Genomic DNA, 20,039 nt, shown 5'->3' with positions numbered 1-20,039 from the left:
CGCACCCGAAGGGATTCGAACCCCTAACCTTCTGATCCGTAGTCAGATGCTCTATCCATTGAGCTACGGGTGCCTGCTGCACCGTGGTGGCGCAACGAGAGATGAGCATACCGGGTGTGGGGGAAGTAGGCGAATCGGTTTGGCGGGTGGGGGGTGGAGGGGGCGGGGAGTGGTCGATTTTGGGGGAACCCTGGACGTGGTGGGGGGGTGGGTGTATTCAGGAAGCCGTTTGTGAGGTGGAGCACGCATGCCCAGATGGTCTGCGTTCGCTCCGGAGATCGACCGTGGGTTGGTCGCGGAGTTGAACGACGGGGAGGAGAACGCGCTCGCGAAGCTCTATGACGCCTATGTCGAACAGATGTTTGATTATGCGGTCTCCTTGTCGGGGGAGGGGAAGGCCGCGGAGGCGCTGGTGCACGACGTCTTCATCGACGCGGCGCGGCGGGGGCCCCGGTTGCGGGACCGGGAGCGGTTCCGGGCCTGGCTGTACGCGGCGGTGCGGCGGAGGGGGATGGAGCGGAACCGGGCCAGGGGGCTGGCCTGGGACTGGGAGATCCCGGGGGTGGGGGACCTCGGGGGGCTTTCGGCCGAAGAGGCCAGGGAGATGCTCGAGGGGGCGCTCGACAGGATCTCGCTGAGCGACCAGGATCTGCTGCTGCTGACGTTCCGGTACGGGATCGTCGCGGCGGACCTGGCGGCGGTGCTGGGGGTGTCGCCGTTCAAGGCGGCGGCGTTGGCGGGGCAGGCGCGGGCGAGGGCTGAGAACGCGCTGGAGGCGCAGCTGCGGGTGCAGGAGAAGCGGTGCCTGCGCGGGCGGGGGGATCGCGCGTCGGACCTGCAGGGGCATCGCCTGGGGTGTTCGGAGTGCCGGCGGAGGGCGGTGGCGTCGCTCGGCGTGCTGCTGGAGGCGCCGCCCGCTCCGGTGCCGCCGTTGAGGTTGCGGCACCGGGTGCTGCACACGGGCAGTGATCCCGAACTCGCCGGCTACCGGGCCGATATCTCCGGGAAGGGGGGGAACCTCACTCCGGAGGGCATTCCGCGCCAGCCGGACGTCCCCTCGCCGCTGGGGCGCCGCTGGCTGCTGGCGGGCAGCGGGATGGTCGCGACTTTCGTCGTGGCGCTCGTCGCCTCGTTCCTGATCGGCCCGAACCTGGGGCTGCCGACGCTGTCGTGGCCGCCGTTCTGGGAGGAGACGGAGAAACCGGTGGTGACGAAGCCCAGCATGGCCGTCGAGCCGGGCGGCCGGCCCAGGTTCGGGGACCCGCCGGGACCGGGGGCGACGCACCTGTCGACGCCCTCCCCTCCGGTCCAGGTGGAGGAGGAGCTCGTCTTCCCGGAGGCCACCGAGGTCGACTCGCCGTCACCGTCGGGCTCCGCGCCGCCGTCCGAGACCGCGACACCGTCACCGGCCCCCCAGCATCCGGAGCACCCGGCCGCCCCGGAGGAGGGCCCGCCGCAGGACCAGGACCAGCAGCAGGACCAGGACCAGCAGCAACCTCAGCAGCCGTCCGTCCTGGTGGCGCCCGAGCTCAGAATCGACACCCCGCTGGTGGAGATCGGTTCGGACCGGACGACGCAGATCCGGTTCCAGGCGCTGGGCGGCCCCGTCACCTGGAAGGCGGTCGCCGACAGCGGCAAGGTCACCCTGGACGACTCGGGCGGCACCCTGGGCGCGGGCCAGGGCTTCGCCTTGAAGGTGCGTCTCCCGCTCAGCCTCATCCGCCTGGCCGGCTCCGCCGTCGTCTCGATCATCAACGTTGAGGACGGGAGCCAGACCCAGGTGACGGTCCGCTGGGGCCTCTCGGTCCTCTGACGGCGGGCGGGGCCCTAACGGGAGGCCTCCCGCCGCAGCAGGCAGGGCCTGACCTTCCCCAGTCCCTGCAGCGACCGCGCCTTGAGCCGCTTCAGCCGGTAGGGGCCTTCCGCCAGTTCGGCCCCCATCGCGGGGCTGGCGAGCACGGTCCCGGGGTACGCCTCCGCCGTCAGCCGCGCCGCCGTGTTCACCGGCGTTCCGAACACGTCCCCCAGCCGGAGGATGACCTCCCCGTAGGCCACTCCCACCCGTACCCGCGGGAAGTCCTCCTCGGTGGACCGTTCGGAGATCCGCAGCGAGATCTCGGCCCCGGACGCCGCGTCGGGCGCGGTGAAGAGCACCTCGTCTCCCAGCGTCTTGATCACCCGACCGCCGAGGGTCGCGATGATGGAGGCGGTCTCGGTCTCGAACCGGTCGACGAGTTCGGCGAGCCCGTCGGCGTCCAGGTTCCGGCTGAGCCGGGTGAACGACACGATGTCGGCGAATCCCACGGCGAGCACGGCGGTCCCCGCGCCGGGGTCGGCGGTCGCGGTGGCCGTCGCGGTGAGGGCGCTGACGCCGACGGCGGCGAGCTGCCTCCGCCATCCCCGCAGCAGCAGGTTCTCGAACTTGGGCCGCAGTTCCGCGCTGGCCAGCAGGGCCGCGGCGACGGTCTCGTCGGTGACGGCCTCGCCGGGCCGCACGAGGTGTTCGGCGAGCCGTTCCAGCCACACTTCGCCGAGCCAGTGCGCGAGCCGGCTCATCGTCTGGCCGACTCCGCGGGACAGTTGCAGGACCATCTCCTCGTCGACGTACTCGTGTTCGAGGAGTTCCCGGATGGTCCGCATGGCGACGACGTCCTCCTCGGTGAAGGCCAGGACGTCGCCGGGAGGGGTGGGGAATCCGAGCGCGGACCAGATCCGCAGCGCGAGTTCCAGGTCGATGCCGGATTTCTCTTTCACGTCGTGCAGGGTGAACAGCAGTGGCTCACCGAGCAGGAGTTCTTCGACCGCGCGTGTCTCAGCCATGTCCGGCCACCACCGTTACATCAGTCAATGTCTCATTCTCGTCAGGCGTAAGATTCTTACGCCCGGAGCCGCCGGGTCAAGCGGGGGAGGTGCAGATGCGCGAGTACCGGATCGACGAACTGGCGCAGACCGCCGGGACGACCGTGCGCAACATCCGCTCCTACCAGGACCGGGGTCTCCTCCCTTCGCCCAGGCTGCAGGGCCGGGTCGGCATCTATGACGATGCTCACCTCGCCCGTCTCCGCCTGATCGGCCAGATGCTGGAGCGCGGCTACACCCTGGCCAACATCGGCGACCTCGTCGAGGCGTGGGAGGCCGGCCGGGACGTGGGCGACGTCCTGGGCCTGGAGCAGGTCCTCACCGATCCCTGGTCGGACGAGATCCCCGCCTGGGCGGCGTACGACGAGCTCGTCCAGGTCTTCGACTCCGACAGCGACCCCGGGCGGATCGACGCGCTGCTGGCTCGCGCCGTCGAACTCGGGCTGGTCGAGCCGGAGGGCGACCGCTATCGCATCCCCAGCCCCCGCCTCCTGCACGTGGGCGCGGAGCTCGTCGCCAACGGCGTGCCGCTGGAGGCGGTCCTGGAGATCGCGGACGAGATCCGCCGCGACTGTGAGGTCATAGCCGGCCGTTTCGTCGACCTCGTGAACGATCACGTCATCAAGGACGCCGACATTCTCGGAAAGGACGCCGTCCGGGTCGCGGAGGTGGTGCGCCGTATGCGCCCTCTCGTCCAGATGGTGGTGAACCCGTTCGTGGCCCGCGCGATGGAGAAGCGGGTCCGCGCCGAACTAGGCGACAAGTTGGAGTTTCTTCTCGAAGGCGAGGAAACCGAGAAGAGAGACACGGCTCTATAGCGCACGATTGACTGCGATATCCCGTAAATCCTGGGTACGTTCGCCTTCCAACGGCCCGTAGTCGGAGAAGGGGATCCCGTGAAGCTCGTGACCCGTAGGCAGTGGGGGGCGCGTTCGCCGCGCAGCCAGGCCTCCTACCTGGCCTCGACCCGGGGCGTGAAGGTCCACTACACCGGGAGCTACGTCGACCCGCGACTGAAGGACGACCACACCCGCTGCGCCGCGCTGGCCCGCCAGATCCAGAACGGCCACATGGACGGCAACGGCTGGAACGACGTCGGCTACAGCTTCCTGGTCTGTCCGCACCGCTACGTCTTCGAGGGGCGGGGCCTGCACCGCCTCCCCGCCGCCAATGGGCCCGGCCTCAACACGGGCCACTACGCGGTTCTCGGCATGGTCGGCAACAAGGGGCTCATCACCCCGACGGACGACATGCTGCACGGCATCCGCGACGCCATCGAGTACGTCCGCCAGAAGGGAGGCGCCGGCAAGGAGGTCAAGGGCCACCGGGACGGCTACTCCACCGACTGCCCCGGCGCGAAGCTCTACGCGTGGGTGAAGGACGGCGCTCCCCGTCCGAAGGGCGGCGCGGAGCCGGAGAAGCCGCCGGCGGAGCCCGATGAGACGCTGAAGATCCTGCTCAACATGGGCATCCGGAACGCCGTGACGGTCGCCCCCGGCCAGCGCGTCTCCGTCCCGTGGGAGGCCGAGTACGCCGACCCGTCGAACGTGCACGGCAGCGGCCCTTCCTGGACTCCCAAGACCAAGGACTGGGCCCTGGTCACGCTCGGGACGGTCGTCGACGGGCAGGGGAAGGGCGAGAAGCTGAAGCTGGTGCTCTCGGAGTACGAGAAGGGGGGCTCCGTGCGGGTCAAGGACCACTTCGGCGAGGACAAGATCGGCAACGGCACCCGGACGGAGTACACCCTGTCGGGGCTGATGTGGCTCAGCAGCGAGCGCAGCTACCGGGTGGACCTGGTCAACCAGGGCTCCCGGCCGGTGACCGTCGCCAAGGCCCAGCTGCGCGTCGCCCGCTGAGCCTCCGCGGACGTCTTCGGAGGGTTCTCAGTCCTTGTCGAGGACGAGGCTGAGGGCCCAGCCGACCAGGCCGACGACGATCGCGCCCCACAGGGCGGGCCAGAACCCGTCCACGGCGAAGGGCAGGTCGACCTGCTCGGCGATCCAGCCGGTCAGCATGAGCAGCAGCGCGTTGACGACCAGCCCGAACAGGCCGAGGGTCAGCACGTAGAAGGCGCAGCCGAGCGTCTTGATGATCGGCTTGAGCAGGGCGTTGACGATTCCGAAGATGATCGCCACGGCGACGAGGGTGAGGGCGCGTTCGGTGTTGTCGTTCCCCGGGACGGCGATGCCGTCCAGGAAGTAGGCGGCCGCGGCGAGGGAGACCGCGGTGATGACGATTTTGACCAGAATGTTCACGTGCCCGATCGTCGCACGAGGTCCGCGGGCCGGTCGTCACCCCCGATGATGACTCTCAGACCTCCGGAAGCAGGAGGGCCGAGGGCCGCGACGGGTCGTGGAAGACCTCCTGCTCGGCCGCGACGGCCTTGCGCGCGGAGCCGAGCGGCTCGCCCGTCCCCGGGTTGCTCGCGATCTTGGGGTAGGCGCCGCTGCTCACGTGGACGCGCAGCCGGTGCCCCTTCTTGAACCGGTGCCCGATCGGCCACAGTTCCAGGTCGACGCGGCGCACCCCCTCGCCGTCGGGGGGCGAGTTGTGCTCGTTGAGCCGCAGCCCGCCCTCGCAGATGTTCTTGGACATCCCGTCCGGGGAGACGTCGCACAGCCGCACGATGAAGTCGGTGTGCATCCGGGACGAGCGCACGAACAACTCGGCTCCGACGGGCCCGATCAGCTCCAGGTCGTCCTTCAGCTCCTCGGACGTGAACACCAGGAGGTCCGGACGGCGTTCGGCGGGCCGCTGGTCCACCGGGCGGCTGAGGCCGAGCAGCGCCGGGCCGCCGTACGCGGGAGTCGGGTCGGCCGGGTTGTAGCGGTACCGCTCGGGGGCGGAGTCGCTCGGCGTGTCGGGCCGGAAGGCGTGCCCGGGGTGCAGGTGCCAGCGGCGGATCTTCATGTCGGGGACCGGCCAGTCGGCGAACTCCCGCCATTCGCCGGCCCCGGTGACGAACAGCCGTACGGGGTTGTCCCGCAGCCCCCTGTGGTCGCCCTTCAGGTGGGCCCGGAACCAGCTCAGGGACTCACGGACGGCCACGAGCCCGTGCCGGGGGTCGGCGTGCCACCAGGGCCCGATGGTGAGCTGGGGCTGCTGGCCGCACTCGCGCATGGCCAGGTAGTCCTTGATCATCCACGGGAGGAAGACGTCGTACCAGCCGCCGACCATCGCCGCGGCGGGCAGGTCCTCGCAGATCGCCGAGGTGTGCACCCGGCCGTCCCAGAAGGGGTTCTCGGCGAGTCCGTGCCCGGTGAGCAGCTCCTGGAAGAACGGCACGTTGCCGCCGGTGGTGAAGGCGTCCAGCTCCTCCAGGGGCAGCCCCGCCCGGATGGCGCGGGCGGCGCGCCGCCGCATGCGGATCAGTTCCAGCGGGTTCTCGATCTTCGAGGTGACCGACACCCAGCCGAGGGTGGACTCCAGGGCGAACGAGCCGCCGATGTAGATCGCGTCGCGGAACTGGGAGGCCGTCACGGACAGCGCCATCGCCCTGTGCTCGGGCCCCGACCGGGAGGCGACCGCCCACTGGGTGTGGCCCAGGTAGCTGGGCCCGTAGGTGGCGAAGACGCCGCCGAACCAGGGCTGGCGCTTGAGCCACTCGACGGTCGCGAGCCCGTCGACCTGCTCGTTCAGGGGGTCGAACTGGCCTCCGGAGCCGAATGTCCCCCGCACGCTCTGGACGACGATCTGGTAGCCGAAGTAGGCGAACGGGTAACCGTTGATCGCCCCGGTGACGCCGCGCCGCCCGTAGGGGGTCCGGACGAGGATCGTCGGCGCGTTCTTCACGCCCACCGGGATGTACCGGTCGGTCAGGAGCTTCACCCCGTCCGGCATGACGACGGGGATGTCCTTCACGTGCGACACCCGGTAGTGCGGCCGGGGGAGGGCCGGAAGGCCGGGGATGGCCGGCAGGTGGGGCAGGCCGGGGAAGGCCGGCAGCCCGGGCAGATGAGGCAGGCGCAGGCGGTCGGGGACGCTGAGGCGATCGGTCAGTGCCATGGGGACCTCCCCTGTGAGACGGATGTCTCTGTGCGTTGCTGCGCGTTACATAGAAGTAACAATAGCCGTTTTTCGATCAGTCTGTCTCCCAGGTCACATCACTTCCTTAACCAAGCGTGACAAGTTCATGCCCCCTTCCGTGGACTTGGTTGATAAGTATTACTAACCGGTAGCAGCCTGGCCACCGCACGGTAACGGCCGAACGCTAGGGTGTGGGGCAAAAATCGGGTCGTCGGGAACCTGGGGAGAACCTGTTGTTCTATCGCTTCATGAGGCTGGCGGTTCCGCCTCTTTTCCGGCTGCTGTTCCGCCTCAGGGTGGAAGGAAAGGAGAACATCCCCTCCTCCGGTCCGCTCATCGTGGCCAGCAACCACCTGTCCTTCATCGACAGCTATGTGATCCCCATAGCCCTGCTCCCCCTGAAGGTGGTCTTCCTGGCGAAGGCCGAGTACTTCGAGAGCGGGGGCTTCAAGGGCCGGGTGAGCCGCTGGTTCTTCACGTCGATGGGCATGATCCCGGTGGCCCGCGGCAACGGCGCCTCGGCGACGAGCTCCCTGGAGCAGTCCGCGGAGATCGTCAACGGCGGCGCCGTCTTCGGCATCTACCCCGAGGGCACCCGCTCCATGGACGGACGGCTGTACCGGGGCCGGACGGGCGCGGGCTGGGTCGTCCTGGCCACCGGGGCCCCGGTCCTGCCGGTCGGGCTGGTCGGCACCCAGGAGCTCCAGCCCTACGGCAGCCGGTTCCCCAAGATCGGCCGGCGGGTCACCGTCCGGATCGGCCCGGTCCTGGAGTTCGGCCGGTACGACGGCGAGCCCAAGGGCCGTGCCCGCAGGGAGATCACCGACGAGATCGTCCAGGCGATCCAGAAGCTCTCCGAGCAGGAGTACGTGCCGGAGTACAACGACCACAAGAGCAAGTAGCCGCGGATCCCGGCGGACCGGAAGATCGGCAGTATCGTCGGTCCCATGCGGATCGAGCACCTCTTCCCCGCCGGACTGGCGGTCCTCGTCGCGCTGAGCGGGTGCTCCGAGAGCACCCGCCGGTCCCCGGCCTCGGCGGAGGAGGAGGCGGGCCCCTCGCGGAGCGCGGCCGCGACGTACACCTCCGACCAGCTCCGCCAGGCCCTGCTCCCGGAGGTCCGGCAGTACGTCAGGGCGGGCGAGCCCGACTCGGGCACCTACGGGATGCTCAAGCCGGTCCGCAACTTCGCGCAGCTCCAGGGCCAGGTCACCCTCGACAAGCCCAAGTGCGCCGACGCCGCCCAGACGTTCGGCACCGCCGGCGAGATCGCCTCGGCTCCCGCGGCCCTCACCACGTTCGCCCGCGCCGACGGGCAGACGGTCACCCAGACGCTGGTCGCGGTCTCGGAGCTCACCGCGACCGAGGAGGTGGGGCGCCGCGTCAAGGCCCTGTGCCGCACGTTCCGCACCAAGGTCGGCGGCCGGTGGTCCACCCACCAGGTGGTGGAGGCCACCCCCGACCGCCATCTCATCGGGGAGGGCTCGCGGACTGTGGGGCTGCTCACGATGAGCGGCTCCACGAAGGTCACCATGTGGTTCACGGTCTTCAAGGGCCGCGGCTACCTGGGCACCATCTCGGTGTACGGGACGAAGGCCACACGCGGGGAGGCGGAGCGGCTCGGCACCGCGGCCCACGCCACCGCCTCCAGGGTGCTGCCCTGAAAACCCGTGAACTTCGGCGCTCCCGGGGTAGTCCTATCGAACGTCGAGCGCGCGGCCGGAGATTCCGGACGGTCGGTGCATCCAGGGCCCGGTGCGATACTGGGCGGCGCGCTGTCTAGGGGAAGGGACCACCCGGTAATGAGCGTTACCTACCGTGTCAACGGCGGCAAGCAGCTGCAGGGCACCGTGTTCATCCAGGGGGCCAAGAACTCGGTGCTGCCGATGATCGGTGCGGCGCTGATGGCCTCCAAGGGACGCACGGTCCTGCGCAACATCCCGATCATCGAGGACGTGCGGCGGGCGGTGGAGCTCGCCCAGGCCATCGGCGCCAAGGCCGACCTGCACGAGGCCGAGCGCACCCTGGTGATCGACGCCTCGGAGCTGAGCAGCCCGGTGCTGCCCGCGGAGATCGCCGCGCGCTTCCGCGGCTCGTTCCTGTTCGTGCCCGCGCTGCTGCACCGGCTCGGCGAGGCGGTGATCGAGGGCGTCGGGGGCTGCAACCTCGGCAGCCGCAACCTCGACTTCCACTACAACGGCTTCAAGCGCATGGGCGCCACGGTCACCGAGCACGACACCGACAGCGCGGACGGCGGCTACATCCACGTCAAGGTGGGCCAGCTGCAGGCCGGCACGCTGTACTGCGACACCCCCTCGCACACCGGCACCGAGAACCTCGTGATGGCCGGCGCGCTGGCCAACGGCACCACGCTGATCAAGAACTGCGCGCTGGAGCCGGAGGTCCTGGACAACATCGACTTCCTGCAGCGCATGGGCGCGCAGATCGAGGGCGGCGGCACCGGCTTCATCCGGGTCACCGGCGTGGAGGAGCTCACCGCGGTCGAGCACACCGTCATGCCGGACCGCATCGACGCGGGCGTGCTGGTCATGGCCTGCGCCATCACCGGCGGCGAGGTCAGCCTGGTGGGCGCGGAGCTGGAGCACCTGGGCGTCGCGGTCGACAAGCTCGAGCAGATGGGCGTGGAGTTCAGCCAGCAGGGCGCGGTGCTGCAGGTGCGCCGCGAGCGTCCGCTGCGGCCGATCAACATCATCACCGACGAGTACCCCGGTTTCGCCACCGACCTCCAGTCGCCGATCATGGCGCTGGCCACCCAGGCGGTCGGCGAGTCCTACATCTACGAGCGCATCTTCGACAGCCGCTTCCAGCTGGCCGAGGAGCTGATCAAGATGGGCGCGTCCATCGAGGTGGCGAGCAACCAGCGGGCCAAGGTCTACGGCTCGACGCCGCTGAGCGGCGCCAAGACCATCGCGCACGACCTGCGCTCGGGCGCGGCGCTGGTGCTGGCGGGTCTGGCCGCGGAGGGCGAGACCGAGATCAGCCAGGCGTACTTCATCGACCGCGGCCACTCGAACTTCGCGGAGAGGCTCACCGCGCTGGGCGCGGATGTGCACCGGGAAACCGTCTAGAACGACCGGATTCGGTCACCCTTCGGGCAGGCTACAAACCCCTGAAACCCCTTCACAGCCCATGATCCGCCCTTTAAGGTGCGAGTTCATGGGCTGTGAGTGCTGACCGGAACCTGACCTCTCGGTAAGGAATTTCTGTCCACCCCCACCCGTAGGTTACTTTTTCGCCGCACTCTTGATTCGGTTTCGCGTCAGAGAGTCATATCTTCAGGCGGATGCGTGATCCGCCTGAAGAGGATGGAGAAACCCGCGAAAGCGGGCTGAGATTCATACGGGCAACGTGGGCGGCCGAGAGGCAGGGGCGAGAGCCATGAGTGGACCACGGACGGGTTCGATGACCCCGGATCTGACCATCGGCGTCGTCGGCCCGCATGATCTCGTCGAACGCGTCATGCTGATGGGGCACGGGCCGACCCCGGTGCCGAGCCGTCTGGTGGCCGCCGCCTACCGGGACGAGCAGGAGGCCGCCGACAAGGTCGTGCGGCTGGGGTCGGGGGTCGACGTCTGCCTGTTCGCCAGCCCGGTCCCCTACGACTTCGCGCGCAAGGCCGGAGTCCTCACGATGCCGGCGACGTACGTCCCGCTCAACGGCGCGGCCCTGCAGGGCGCGCTGCTGCGGGCCTCGCTGGACGAGCGCTTCGACGCCGCCAAGGTGAGCATCGACGTGCTGGGGCGCGGTGAGGTCGAGGAGGCCTTCGGCGAGGTCGGCCTGGCCGTCGACCAGGTGCACCTGCGCGAGGAGGTGGCCGGGCCCGGCACCCTGGCGGCCTTCCACGAGCGCCTGTGGCGCCGCGGCCTCACCAGCGTCGCGCTCACCTGCGTGCACGCCACCGCCGAGCGCATGGAGCTGGCGGGCGTGCCCACCCTGCGGATCCGGCCGACCGGCGCGGCCATCCGCACCGCGCTGCAGACGGCCTCGCTGCTGGGCGCCCACCACCGGCTGGAGGAGTCCCAGCTCGTCGTGGTGCTGGTGGACGTGCCCACGCTGCGCGAGTCGCCCCGCCGGGTCACCCCCCGCTACTGGCGGGAGGAGCTCAAGCTGGCGCTGCACCGGGTGCTGCTGCAGGAGGCGCACCGGATGAACGCCACGGTGTGGCCGCTGGACGACCACAGCTATCTCATCACCGCCACCCGCGGTTCGGTCTCCTCGGGCACCGAGGGCTTCCGCACGCCTCCGTTCGTGGAGCGGGTGCGCGAGGAGCTCGGGCTGGTGATCGAGGTGGGCATCGGCATGGGCCGCACCGCCCAGGAGGCCGAGACCCACGCCAGGGCCGCGCTGGCCCGTTCGCAGACCTCGCAGCGGGCGCAGGGCTTCGCGCTCGACCGGGACGGGAGGGCCCTGGTCCCGGCCCCGCGCCAGCCGGTTCGGGGCGGCGCCCAGGCCGTGAAACCCAAGGGGCTTGAAATTCTGTCGCGGTTGGCGGATAAGCTCGGGGACCAAGGCGATACGGGGGCTCCGTTGGTCGTGGACGCGGAGAACGCCGGACGTATGTTGGGCGTCACACCCCGGACCGCCCGCCGACTGTTGCGTACTCTGGTCGAAGAGGGCCTGGCCTGGCCTCTTCCGCCGAATCGCACCCCTCAGCCGGGGCGCCCCCGCCAGCTGTACCGGCTCATCGTCGAAAAGCTGGGCCCCGGAAAGACAGTCGGGTAACCGGCAGTTAATCGAAAAAGACTAAAGTCCCCCGCAACCAGTGCACAACGACGTGCGTCTCATACTGCGATTGCGCGTGGTTGGAGGATTTGGCGTGGACAACCTGTGGACAGTACCGGGGTACCGGCACATTCGTGAGCTCGGCGCCGGCACGTCCGGGCGGGTCTTCATGGCCGAGCACATCGAGTCCGGTATCGGCGTCGCCATCAAGTACCTGACCCCCGAGCTCGCCCTCGACCCCGTCTTCGTCTCCCGCTTCCGCGACGAGGCACGGCTCCTGTCCGAGCTCGAGGACCCGCACCTGGTGCAGTTCTTCGAGTACGTCGAGACGTCCACCCGGGCGGCCCTCGTGATGGAGCTGGTCGACGGGGTGAGCCTGGCGCAGATCCTGGCCGACTCCGGACCGCTGGAGCCCGAGGCCGCGCTGGTCGTGCTCAAGGGGTCGCTGCTCGGCCTCGCCGCCGCGCACGCCTCCGGCATCGTGCACCGCGACTACAAGCCCGGCAACGTGCTGGTCGACGGCGAGGGCAACAGCCTGCTGTCGGACTTCGGCATCGCCGTCCGGCCCGGCGGGGAGACGCCCGCCGTCGGGACGCCCGCCTACATGCCGCCCGAGCAGTGGGACGGGGCGCCCTCCGTGCCCGCCGCCGACGTCTACGCGGCCACGGCCGTCTGCTACGAGTGCCTGACGGGCCGCCGCCCCTACGAGGGCAGGACCCTCGGGGAGCTGGCGATGGCGCACCGCAGCCGGCCCGTCCCGGTGGAGAACGTGCCGCCCGGGCTGCGCGACCTCCTCTCGGCGGGCATGGCCAAGGACGTGCGGGGCCGCCCGCAGAGCGCGTTCGCCTACCTGCTCGAGCTGGAGATGACGGCCGGAGCCGCCTACGGCCCCGACTGGGAGGACAGGGGCCGCGCCTTCCTCAAGGCCCGCGCGCTCTCGCTGGCGCTGCTGTTCCCCGTCACCCGGCCCTCCTACGAGCCGAACACCGAGGTCCTCAACACGGTCCTGGACGCGCCGCCTCTGCCGCCGCGGTCCCACGGGTACCGGCCGAGCCCGCGCCTGGGGCTGCTGGCCACCGCGGCCGGAGCCGTCATGGCGCTGGTCGTCACCGGCGGGCTCCTGGCGGTCAACGCGGCCGACAAGGACGAGGTCGTCCAGCAGGCGGCGCCCGCGACCCAGTCGTCGCCGACCGCGAAGACCGGCGGCGAGGTGCCGACGGGCAAGCCCGACAAGAAGGTCGAGCCGGTGGGGGATCGCCCCTCCGTCACGGTGACGGTCACGGCCTCGCCCACGGACGCCCCGTCCGGGCCCGCCTCGCCGAGCAAGCCGGCCTCGCCCAGCGGCCCGCCGCCCGAGACGGACTCCCCCGAGCCCGACCCGAGCGAGGAGGAGCCGGACGAGCCGACCGAGCCGAAGCCGCCGAAGCCCACTGAGGAGCCCACGGATCCGGCCGAGCCGACCGAGGAGCCCACGGAGCCCGTGGAGCCGACCGCGCCCCCCGAGGAGCCCACGGATCCGGCCGAGCCGACCGAGGAGCCCACGGAGCCCGTGGAGCCGACGGCTCCCGGCACCGGCAAGCCGAGCCAGACCCAGAACACGGCGTAGCCGCCCGATGGCGTCCGACGAGCCCGAGGCCACCCGGGGGGACCTCCCCCCGGACGTGACGCGTCAGGACCCGGGCGGGCCGCGCCGTCCGCTGGACGCGCCCCTTCACGGTGAGGCGCCGCCTCCCGCCGTCCCGGAGGAGGAGCTGCGCCGGAGGTTCGGGACGGGACCGGGCCATGAGGCTCCCGGGATGTGGGATCCGGCGACGGTCGCCGGGCCGAGGCGCCGGTCGCGTTCCGCCTCCTGGGCGGGCATTGCGGTCTCCCTGGCCGTCATCGGCGGGGTCCTGTACTGGATCCAGGCGCGCGAGCAGGCCGCCGTGCGGGTGGAGAAGGTGAAGGTCGAGGCTCCCGAGGGGGTGCTGGCCTGCGACAAGGAGACCCGCTCCCGCACGGTGCGGCTGACCGCGACGCTCACCCTGAACGGCGGTTCCGGCGAGATCCGGTACCGCTGGCGGCAGAGCGACAGCGGGCCCGGCCCCATGATGAAGGCGGAGGTCTCCACGGGGCAGAAGACCCTGCTGGTGCCGCTCAGCTGGCAGGTGAGCGGCCAGGGGCGCACCAGCCTCATAGGGACCTTCGAACTGCGGTCACCGGCCGCACAAGAGGCCTCAGCCTCTTTCGAATACTCCTGCCGCTGACGCCGCGACGGCAAGGAAGGCGTCGTTCTCCTCCGGAGAGCCGATGGAGACGCGCGCGCCCTCGCCGGGGAACGGCCGGACGCTCACGCCGGCCGCCTCGCAGAGGGAGGCGAACTCCAGGGTGCGCCTCCCGAGCCGGAGCCAGACGAAGTTCGCCTGGGACGGGCCGGCGTTCCAGCCCTGCCCGCGCAGCGCGGCCAGGACGCGCTCGCGCTCGGCGACGGTGACGGTGACGCGTTCGAGCAGTTCCTTCTCGGCGCGCAGGGACGCGATGGCGGCGACCTGCGCGAGGCTGTTGACGCTGAACGTCAGGTACACCTTGCGGATGGCCGCGGCGACCACGGGGTCGGCCACCAGGAACCCGACGCGCAGCCCGGCGAGCCCGTAGGCCTTGGAGAACGTCCGCAGCACCGCGACGTTCGGGCGGGACGGGTAGATCTCCAGCCCGTCGGGCACGTCCGGGTCGGTCAGGTACTCGCGGTAGGCCTCGTCGAGGACGACCAGCACGTCCCGCGGGACGCGGTCGAGGAACGCCTCGAGCTCCGCGCGCCGCACGACCTCGCCGGTCGGGTTGTTGGGGTTGCAGATGAGGATCATCCGCGTCGCCGGGGTGACGGCGGCGAGCATGGCGTCCAGGTCGTGGGTCTCGTCCTCGCGCAGCGGGACCTTCACGGAGGTGACGCCGGAGAGGTCGGCGAGCAGCGGGTAGGCCTCGAACGACCGCCAGGCGTAGATGACCTCGGCGCCGGGCTCGCCGACCGCCTCGAAGAGGTGCTGGGCGACGCCGACCGAGCCGCAGCCGACCGCGACGTGCTCCTCGGGCACCCCGAAGTGCCCGGCGATCTCGGAGATGAGCTCGGCGCAGGCGTTGTCGGGGTAGCGGTGGATCTCCCGGGCGGCCTCGGCGAGGACGTCCAGGACGGACGGGAGCGGTCCGTAGGGCGATTCGTTGGAGGAGAGCTTGAAGGACCGCCCGTCGGGGGCGGTGACCCTCCGGCCCGGCTTGTACTCCTGGAAACGGTCGAGGACCGACCTGAATCGCGGGCTCATCTCGCCTCTTCCCACTCGCAACTGTCCCTTACACGATATGCCGGGAATCCCGGGTCACAGGCCCGGTCTCAGCATCGGCGGGTGCAACTGCACCGCGCTTCCCCGCCGGAACAGCTGGGCCGGCCGGCCCCCGTCCCGGATCGTGGTCCTCCCGGTCGGGACCAGGAACCTGTCCGCCCCCGTCACCTTGCGGTGGAAGTTCCGCGGATCCAGCGGCACGCCCCAGACGATCTCGTAGACCCGGCGCAGCTCCGCCACCGTGAACTCCGGCGGGCAGAACGTCGCCGCCAGCGAGGTGTACTCCACCTTGGACCTGGCCCGCTCCACGCCCTCGCGCAGTATGCGCCGGTGGTCGAAGGCGTTCTCCTCGCACTCCAGCAGCACGTCCACGGGCTTCCACGTCACCTGGGCGCGGGACGACGCCGGCAGGTGCGGGGCCAGCCCCAGGTACGTCACGCTGACCACGCGCTGGCGGGGGTCGCGGTCGGGGTAGCCGAAGGTGGCGAGCTGCTCCAGGTGGATGCGGACGTCGGCCAGCCCGGCCTTCTCGACCATGAGGCGGGCCGCCGCGACGGGGAGGTCCTCGTCGAGCTGGATGAAGCCGCCCGGCAGGGACCAGCACTCCTTGTACGGCTCATGGTCGCGCATCCAGGTCAGCGCGCACAGCTTCTGCTCCCGCACGGTGAGGACGACGAGATCGACCGTGAGCGCGACTCTGGGCACTGACATGCACAGAACCTATCCGTTGGGGGAGGCCCCGGGGGCCGGGTCGGGACGGACGGGGGCGAGGCGGACGGGGCGGCTCAGGCCCAGGACCGTCCGGTGAGCCGCTCATAGGCCTCGACGTACTTGGCCCGGGTCTGCTCGACGATGTGCGCGGGCAGCGCGGGAGGCGCCGTGCCGGAGGCGGGGTCCCAGCCGGATTCGGGGGAGACCAGCCAGTCCCGGACGAACTGCTTGTCGAAGGACTTCTGGGAACGGCCCGGCTCCCAGTCGTCGGCGGGCCAGAACCTGGAGGAGTCGGGCGTGAGCACCTCGTCGCCCAGCACCAGCTCGCCCTCCCGCAGGCCCAGCTCGATCTTGGTGTCGGCGACGATCACGCCCCGCTCCAGGGCGAGCTCGGCGCCCCGCCGGTAGACCTCCATGGTGATGTCCCGCAGCCGGGAGGCGAGTCCCGCTCCGGCGAGCTGCTCGACGTCCTGGTAGGTCATCGGCTGGTCGTGGCCGCCGACCGCGGCCTTGGTCGTGGGGGTGAAGATCGGCTCGGGCAGCCGGGACCCGTCCTCCAGCCCCTCGGGCAGCACGATCCCGCACACCGCGCCGGACTTCCGGTAGTCCTTGAGCCCGCCGCCGGTCAGGTAGCCGCGCGCCACGCACTCCACCGGGATCATGTCCAGCCGGCGCACCACCACGGCCCGGCCCTCCCACTCGGCGGGGGAGCCGTCGGGCAGGTCGGTGGAGACCACGTGGTTGGGCACCACGTCGGCCAGCCGCTCGAACCACCACAGGGACAGCTGCGTGAGGATCCTGCCCTTGTCCGGGATGGGGGTGTCGAGCACATGGTCGTAGGCCGAGATCGAGTCTCGCGCGACGATGAGCAGTTCACCGCCCGGAAGCTCGTACAGATCCCGAACCTTGCCGCTGTGCAGGTGCTTCACGCCTTGTACTCCAGAACTTCCACCGGGTCTCCGACGTGAAGGGTACCGGTTGACCTGGGGATCGCGTTCTGCCCGAACATCACCTGGCGCCGTCCGTCGTAGTGCCGGGACCGGTAGGAGGCCAGCGTCGCGAGCGGTTCGCGCCCCTTCACGCCGGTCTCCTGGTCGACGGTCGTGAGCACGCAGCGCCCGCACGGCTTGATGATCTCGATCTCCGCCCCGCCGACGCGGAGCCGCTTCACCCCGTCCTCGCCGAACGGACCGAGCCCCTCCAGGACGAGGTTCGGCCGGAACCTGTTCATCGGCAGCGGCTCGGCGAGCCGCCCGTTCAGGTCGTCCAGCGACTCCCGGGAGATGATCAGCAGCGGGTACCCGTCCGCGAAGGCGAGCTCGCCCCCGCCCCGCCCGGTGGCGCGGTGCCCGGTGAACCGCACCAGCCGGCAGTCGAGCCCGAGGAACGCCGAGAAGTACGCCGCGGCCTCGTCGCCCTGGTCCACGCCCAGGCAGGGCTTTCCGTGCACGCTGACCTCGCGCGGCTCCCCCTCGTCCACGGCCTTGTGGACGAGGTCGCCGACGGTCAGCACCGCCCCGTCGTAGGACACGTGGAGGAGCGCCATCCGCGGATGCGCCCGCTGCGACAGGAAGCGCCCCTTCCCGTCCACCAGCATGAACTCCCGGTCGTGCGCCAACCCCCTGTCCGTCAGCTCCGCGGTGGTCAGCCCGGTGCCCGAGCCGCTCTTGAGCGGGTGGACGTTCAGTTCGGCCAGCGTGATCATGTCGGTTCCCTAAAGCCAGCCGTTGCGGCGGAAGCCCCGGTAGAGGAAGAGGCAGCTGGTGGCGATGACGGCGATGACGGTGGGGTAGCTGTAGGCCCAGCCGAGCTCGGGCATGTGGTCGAAGTTCATGCCGTAGATGCCGGCGATGGCGGTCGGGAGCATGAGGATGGCGCCCCAGGCGGAGATCTTGCGCATGTCCTGGTTGTCGCCGACCGTCACCTGGGTCATGTGGGCCTGCAGGATCGGGTTCAGGAGCTCGTCGCAGGCGTCGACCTGCTCGCGGACCCGGGCGAGGTGGTCCTCGACGTCGCGCAGGTACTCGCGGATCTCGGGCGGGATCGTCCGGCGGTTGCACAGGGTGCGCAGCGGTCCGGCGAGGGGCCCGACGGCGCGCTTGAGCTGGATCGTCTCGCGCTTGAGGTGGTAGATGCGGTTGGTGTCGTTGGTCCGCTCGGGGGAGAAGACCGACTCCTCGACCTCGTCGACGTCCTGCTGGACGGCCTCGGAGACCGACAGGTAGCCGTCCACGACCCGGTCGGCCACCGCGTGCAGGACGCTCGTGGGGCCCAGGGCCAGGCGCTCGGGGTCGGCCTCCAGGCGGCGGCGGACGGACGCGAGCTCGGCGTGGTCACCGTGGCGGACCGTCACCACGAAGTCGGGCCCGCAGAAGACCATGATCTCGCCGGTCTCCACCGAGTCGACGCCGTCCGTGGCGACGTAGCCCGCGGTCTTGAGGACGAAGAACTGCATGTCGTCGTAGCGCTCCAGCTTGGGGCGCTGGTGGGCGTTGATCGCGTCCTCGACGGCCAGCTCGGGCAGGCCGAACAGCTCGGCGAGCCGCTCCAGCTCGCTGGACTCGGGGTTGTGCAGGCCCACCCAGACGAACCCGGGCGACTCGGTGTCCTTGGGGGCGAACAGCTCGCCGTCGCGGACCAGGCGGATCGCGTCGGCGACGCTCTCGGTCACCACGCGGTGGCCGTCGATGTAGACGGCCCAGTCGATCACCGCGCTGCCGCGGCGGACGGGGTCGCAGACGATGGGCTTGGGGCTTCGGCCGAACAACGACAGACCGGGACGCACTTTGGTCATGACCACGACGGGGCTCCTTCACGCAGGTTCGGGAGCCCGGCCGTGAACGCGTCACGCCGTATGATCAACGGGAAAGCGGCGCTCGACCTCGCTTTACGGAAGGGAGCGCAACGCAGGCGTGACCGGACCCCTGGGAGAGGTTGACTGCGGATGATGAGGCATTTCGCTGGTACTGCATGGATCATCAGTACTCATCCGGGCCACCTCCTCTCGGCTGGGGGACAGGACACAACACTTCTGCCAGGTTAGCAGCTGACACTTAAGACGTACCGGTCAACGTCAAGGTTCACACCTGCGGAGAGATAGGCTCAACCAACGTGCGCGTCCTTGTTCTCGGATCCGGCGGCCGCGAGCACGCCCTGGTCCGATCCCTCGCCCAAGACTCCTCCGTGACCGCGCTCTTCTGCGCGCCAGGCAACCCAGGAACGGCGGCGCTGGCCGAGAACCACGTCCTCGACCCCACCGACCCGATCGCGGTGGTCGGCCTGGCCGTCCGATTGAAGATCAACCTCGTGGTCATCGGCCCCGAGGCGCCCCTGGTCGCGGGGGTCGCCGACGCCGTGCGCCGCGAGGGCATCCCCTGCTTCGGCCCCGACGCCGGACCGGCCCGCATCGAGGGCTCCAAGGCGTTCGCCAAGGAGATCATGCAGGTCGCCGGGGTTCCCACGGCCCGCGCCTTCGTGTGCGACGACGCCGGCCAGGTCGAGCAGGCCCTCGACGTCTTCGGCCCGCCGTACGTGGTGAAGGACGACGGGCTGGCCGCGGGCAAGGGCGTCGTCGTCACCGAGGACCGCGCCCTGGCGCTGGAGCACGCGCTGAGCTGCGAGCGCGTGGTCATCGAGGAGTACCTCGACGGCCCCGAGGTGTCCCTGTTCGCGCTCTCGGACGGCGAGCACGCCGTGCCGCTGCTGCCCGCGCAGGACTTCAAGCGCGTCCACGACGGCGACGAGGGCCCCAACACCGGCGGGATGGGCGCCTACACGCCCCTGACGTGGGTGCCCGAAGGCCTGGTCGACGAGGTCATGCGCACCGTCGTCCAGCCGACGATCGACGAGCTGCGCCGGCGCAACAGCCCCTATGTGGGCGTGCTGTACGCGGGCCTGGCGCTCACGTCGCGCGGCGTACGGGTGATCGAGTTCAACGCGCGCTTCGGCGACCCGGAGACGCAGGTCGTCCTGGACCGCCTCGCGAGCCCGCTCGGCATGCTGCTGCAGTCCTGCGCGATCGGCAACCTCGTGCCCGACACCAAGCTCGAGTGGCGGCCCGGCGCGGCCGTGACGGTCGTCGTGGCGGCCGAGAACTACCCGGCGGCTCCGGCGAAGGGCGACGTCATCGAGGGCCTGGACGCGGCCGAGGAGACGCCCGGCGCCTACGTCCTGCACGCCGGCACCGCGCTCGACGAGGACGACAGGCTGGTCAGCAACGGCGGGCGCGTCCTGTCGGTGGTGGGCACCGGAGCCGACCTCCACGAGGCGCGGGAGCGGGCCTACGAGGCGGTCTCGAAGATCTCGCTGCGCGGTTCGCACCACCGTTCGGACATCGCGCTCAAGGCCGCGGAGGGCCGTGTCTGAGCCCGGCCCCCCGAATGGGAG

Annotated in this window: 18 protein-coding genes and 1 tRNA gene; 10 read left to right on the top strand and 9 right to left on the bottom strand. The window is 70.6% G+C overall.

Translation table 11 applies throughout. The features are described from left to right. A tRNA-Arg gene (locus tag ABD327_RS20750) sits at window positions 1-73 on the bottom strand. Between the two features lie 174 nt (window positions 74-247). On the opposite strand from ABD327_RS20750, the gene ABD327_RS20745 reads away from it, so the two are divergent. Beyond that, window positions 248-1,813, top strand: a complete 1,566-nt coding sequence (locus ABD327_RS20745) for an RNA polymerase sigma factor (protein WP_344452203.1) — start codon at window positions 248-250, stop codon at window positions 1,811-1,813. Between the two features lie 14 nt (window positions 1,814-1,827). Here ABD327_RS20745 and ABD327_RS20740 read toward each other — a convergent pair whose 3' ends face one another. Further along, complete coding sequence (locus ABD327_RS20740) at window positions 1,828-2,820, bottom strand: adenylate/guanylate cyclase domain-containing protein (protein WP_344452202.1); 993 nt, start codon at window positions 2,818-2,820, stop codon at window positions 1,828-1,830. Window positions 2,821-2,915: 95 nt separating this feature from the next. Here ABD327_RS20740 and ABD327_RS20735 point away from each other — a divergent pair, with 95 nt between their 5' ends. Both ABD327_RS20735 and ABD327_RS20730 read left to right on the top strand, forming a co-directional pair. After that, window positions 2,916-3,677 (top strand): MerR family transcriptional regulator, encoded by a 762-nt coding sequence (locus ABD327_RS20735; protein WP_344452201.1) that lies wholly within the window; start codon window positions 2,916-2,918, stop codon window positions 3,675-3,677. Window positions 3,678-3,755: 78 nt separating this feature from the next. Further along, window positions 3,756-4,715 carry a peptidoglycan recognition protein family protein gene (locus ABD327_RS20730; RefSeq protein ID WP_344452200.1) on the top strand — a complete coding sequence of 320 codons (960 nt, stop codon included), beginning with the start codon at window positions 3,756-3,758 and terminating at the stop codon, window positions 4,713-4,715. Window positions 4,716-4,742: 27 nt separating this feature from the next. Here ABD327_RS20730 and ABD327_RS20725 read toward each other — a convergent pair whose 3' ends face one another. Together ABD327_RS20725 and ABD327_RS20720 are read right to left on the bottom strand one after the other, a co-directional pair. After that, on the bottom strand, window positions 4,743-5,114 hold the full coding sequence (locus tag ABD327_RS20725) for a phage holin family protein (protein WP_344452199.1): 372 nt from the start codon (window positions 5,112-5,114) through the stop codon (window positions 4,743-4,745). A gap of 55 nt (window positions 5,115-5,169) precedes the next feature. Next, a complete protein-coding gene (locus ABD327_RS20720) occupies window positions 5,170-6,864 on the bottom strand; it encodes a CocE/NonD family hydrolase (RefSeq protein WP_344452198.1) in 1,695 nt (564 codons plus the stop codon). Between the two features lie 269 nt (window positions 6,865-7,133). On the opposite strand from ABD327_RS20720, the gene ABD327_RS20715 reads away from it, so the two are divergent. The 6 genes from ABD327_RS20715 to ABD327_RS20690 all read left to right on the top strand — a co-directional run bounded on the left by ABD327_RS20715 (window position 7,134) and on the right by ABD327_RS20690 (window position 13,874). Next, window positions 7,134-7,787: a lysophospholipid acyltransferase family protein gene (locus ABD327_RS20715; RefSeq protein WP_344452197.1), complete on the top strand. Its 654-nt coding sequence runs from the start codon at window positions 7,134-7,136 to the stop codon at window positions 7,785-7,787. A gap of 45 nt (window positions 7,788-7,832) precedes the next feature. Then, entirely contained in the window at window positions 7,833-8,549 is a 717-nt protein-coding gene (locus tag ABD327_RS20710) for a hypothetical protein (RefSeq protein WP_344452195.1), read from the top strand. Window positions 8,550-8,687: 138 nt separating this feature from the next. Beyond that, a complete protein-coding gene (gene murA, locus ABD327_RS20705; RefSeq protein WP_344452194.1) occupies window positions 8,688-9,974 on the top strand; it encodes a UDP-N-acetylglucosamine 1-carboxyvinyltransferase in 1,287 nt (428 codons plus the stop codon). A gap of 334 nt (window positions 9,975-10,308) precedes the next feature. Then, window positions 10,309-11,628 (top strand): transcriptional regulator, encoded by a 1,320-nt coding sequence (locus ABD327_RS20700; RefSeq protein ID WP_344452193.1) that lies wholly within the window; start codon window positions 10,309-10,311, stop codon window positions 11,626-11,628. Window positions 11,629-11,722: 94 nt separating this feature from the next. Continuing rightward, window positions 11,723-13,234, top strand: coding sequence for a serine/threonine-protein kinase (locus ABD327_RS20695; protein WP_344452192.1), 1,512 nt, complete (start codon window positions 11,723-11,725; stop codon window positions 13,232-13,234). A 7-nt stretch (window positions 13,235-13,241) separates the two neighbouring features. Next, window positions 13,242-13,874: a hypothetical protein gene (locus tag ABD327_RS20690; protein WP_344452191.1), complete on the top strand. Its 633-nt coding sequence runs from the start codon at window positions 13,242-13,244 to the stop codon at window positions 13,872-13,874. Here ABD327_RS20690 and hisC read toward each other — a convergent pair. The 5 genes from hisC to ABD327_RS20665 all read right to left on the bottom strand — a co-directional run bounded on the left by hisC (window position 13,845) and on the right by ABD327_RS20665 (window position 18,447). Beyond that, window positions 13,845-14,924 carry a histidinol-phosphate transaminase gene (gene hisC, locus ABD327_RS20685; RefSeq protein WP_344452190.1) on the bottom strand — a complete coding sequence of 360 codons (1,080 nt, stop codon included), beginning with the start codon at window positions 14,922-14,924 and terminating at the stop codon, window positions 13,845-13,847. The two genes, ABD327_RS20690 and hisC, sit on opposite strands and share 30 nt — an antisense overlap. 54 nt (window positions 14,925-14,978) lie before the next feature. After that, the gene (locus ABD327_RS20680) at window positions 14,979-15,653 is read right to left on the bottom strand and encodes an NUDIX hydrolase (protein WP_344452189.1); all 675 of its coding nucleotides are present in this window, start codon (window positions 15,651-15,653) and stop codon (window positions 14,979-14,981) included. A 74-nt stretch (window positions 15,654-15,727) separates the two neighbouring features. After that, entirely contained in the window at window positions 15,728-16,582 is an 855-nt protein-coding gene (locus ABD327_RS20675; RefSeq protein WP_344452188.1) for a phosphoribosylaminoimidazolesuccinocarboxamide synthase, read from the bottom strand. Continuing rightward, window positions 16,579-17,358: an MOSC domain-containing protein gene (locus tag ABD327_RS20670; RefSeq protein ID WP_344452187.1), complete on the bottom strand. Its 780-nt coding sequence runs from the start codon at window positions 17,356-17,358 to the stop codon at window positions 16,579-16,581. The genes ABD327_RS20675 and ABD327_RS20670 overlap by 4 nt, the downstream gene beginning before the upstream one ends. Before the next feature lie 9 nt (window positions 17,359-17,367). Further along, entirely contained in the window at window positions 17,368-18,447 is a 1,080-nt protein-coding gene (locus tag ABD327_RS20665; protein ID WP_344452186.1) for a magnesium and cobalt transport protein CorA, read from the bottom strand. Between the two features lie 317 nt (window positions 18,448-18,764). Between ABD327_RS20665 and purD the strand changes: the two genes are divergently transcribed. Then, window positions 18,765-20,018 carry a phosphoribosylamine--glycine ligase gene (gene purD / locus ABD327_RS20660; RefSeq protein WP_344452185.1) on the top strand — a complete coding sequence of 418 codons (1,254 nt, stop codon included), beginning with the start codon at window positions 18,765-18,767 and terminating at the stop codon, window positions 20,016-20,018. The last annotated feature ends 21 nt before the right edge of the window (window positions 20,019-20,039 follow it).

It is taken from the genome of Actinocorallia aurantiaca (assembly GCF_039533685.1).
Lineage (GTDB): Bacteria > Actinomycetota > Actinomycetes > Streptosporangiales > Streptosporangiaceae > Actinocorallia > Actinocorallia aurantiaca.
Note: the sequence above shows the minus strand (reverse complement) of the source record. Positions and strands in the feature narration are given on the sequence as shown.

Excerpts from the sequence above, each read along its gene's own strand:
- ABD327_RS20700 (WP_344452193.1), top strand. The coding sequence starts at position 10,309 with ATGACCCCGGATCTGACCATCGGCGTCGTCGGCCCGCATGATCTCGTC.
- ABD327_RS20715 (WP_344452197.1), top strand. The coding sequence starts at position 7,134 with ATGAGGCTGGCGGTTCCGCCTCTTTTCCGGCTGCTGTTCCGCCTCAGG.
- ABD327_RS20665 (WP_344452186.1), bottom strand. The coding sequence starts at position 18,447 with ATGACCAAAGTGCGTCCCGGTCTGTCGTTGTTCGGCCGAAGCCCCAAG.
- ABD327_RS20735 (WP_344452201.1), top strand. The coding sequence starts at position 2,916 with ATGCGCGAGTACCGGATCGACGAACTGGCGCAGACCGCCGGGACGACC.
- ABD327_RS20740 (WP_344452202.1), bottom strand. The coding sequence starts at position 2,820 with ATGGCTGAGACACGCGCGGTCGAAGAACTCCTGCTCGGTGAGCCACTG.
- hisC (WP_344452190.1), bottom strand. The coding sequence starts at position 14,924 with ATGAGCCCGCGATTCAGGTCGGTCCTCGACCGTTTCCAGGAGTACAAG.
- ABD327_RS20670 (WP_344452187.1), bottom strand. The coding sequence starts at position 17,358 with ATGATCACGCTGGCCGAACTGAACGTCCACCCGCTCAAGAGCGGCTCG.
- murA (WP_344452194.1), top strand. The coding sequence starts at position 8,688 with ATGAGCGTTACCTACCGTGTCAACGGCGGCAAGCAGCTGCAGGGCACC.
- ABD327_RS20710 (WP_344452195.1), top strand. The coding sequence starts at position 7,833 with ATGCGGATCGAGCACCTCTTCCCCGCCGGACTGGCGGTCCTCGTCGCG.
- ABD327_RS20680 (WP_344452189.1), bottom strand. The coding sequence starts at position 15,653 with ATGTCAGTGCCCAGAGTCGCGCTCACGGTCGATCTCGTCGTCCTCACC.
- ABD327_RS20745 (WP_344452203.1), top strand. The coding sequence starts at position 248 with ATGCCCAGATGGTCTGCGTTCGCTCCGGAGATCGACCGTGGGTTGGTC.
- ABD327_RS20690 (WP_344452191.1), top strand. The coding sequence starts at position 13,242 with ATGGCGTCCGACGAGCCCGAGGCCACCCGGGGGGACCTCCCCCCGGAC.
- ABD327_RS20720 (WP_344452198.1), bottom strand. The coding sequence starts at position 6,864 with ATGGCACTGACCGATCGCCTCAGCGTCCCCGACCGCCTGCGCCTGCCT.